Genomic DNA, 694 nt, shown 5'->3' on the forward strand with positions numbered 1-694 from the left:
CGCCGAGGGTGCGGGCGAGGTGGAGGCCGTGGAGGGGGTCGATGTGGATCGCGGTGGGGGCGACCTGGCGGCCGGGTCCGGTGGGCCGGATGTGGAGTCCGCCGAATTCGGCCCAGGCTTCGACGGCGGCGGGGAAGACGGCGTGCCGGTGTCCGGCGGGTGAGGTGTGGTCGCGGAGGGTGTCGGCCCAGATCTCGGCCTGTTTGATGTCCCAGCGGCCGGGCTGCCAGCCGGCGTCGCGGAGTGCGGCGTCGACGGGGACGGCGAAGCGGGTGGTGGAGGTGCGGTCGGTGTGCATCGGCCCTTCGTTCGTCTGGGTCGTGTGGTGGTGCTGGGGTGGTGCGGGGCGGGTCAGCCGTCGGTGGTGGCGGGGTCGACCGTGCGGACGCCGAAGTGGGCGGTGAGGGCGGTGCAGGCGCGGCAGGGGGCGGCGTAGCTGCCGTGGAGGGGGTCGCCGTCCTCGCGGATGCGGCGGGTGGTGAGTTTGGCGTGTTTGAGGGCTTTGCGGGCTTCGCCGTTGGTCATGGGTTTGCGGGCGGCTCTTTTGCTGCGGGCGGCGTCGGCGGTGGCGATGTGCCGGGAGATGAGGATGGTTTCGGCGCAGCGTCCGGTGAAGCGGTCGCGTTGGTCGCTGGTGAGGGTGTCGAGGAAGTCCTGGACGAGGGGGTGCAGGGCGGGGGGTGTGTCGCCGCGG

The 694-nt window shown here is 73.1% G+C and carries 2 protein-coding genes; both read right to left on the reverse strand.

Going from position 1 to position 694, the window contains the following annotated elements:
* The coding region (locus CCN29_RS31740) for an SUKH-3 domain-containing protein (RefSeq protein WP_442538600.1) at positions 1-298 on the reverse strand (298 nt) is incomplete at its 3' end.
* Between the two features lie 53 nt (positions 299-351).
* Positions 352-694: YwqJ-related putative deaminase (locus CCN29_RS31745; protein WP_442538601.1), on the reverse strand; the 343-nt coding region annotated here is incomplete at its 5' end.

This window comes from Streptomyces pseudogriseolus (assembly GCA_002154585.1).
GTDB lineage: Bacteria > Actinomycetota > Actinomycetes > Streptomycetales > Streptomycetaceae > Streptomyces > Streptomyces pseudogriseolus.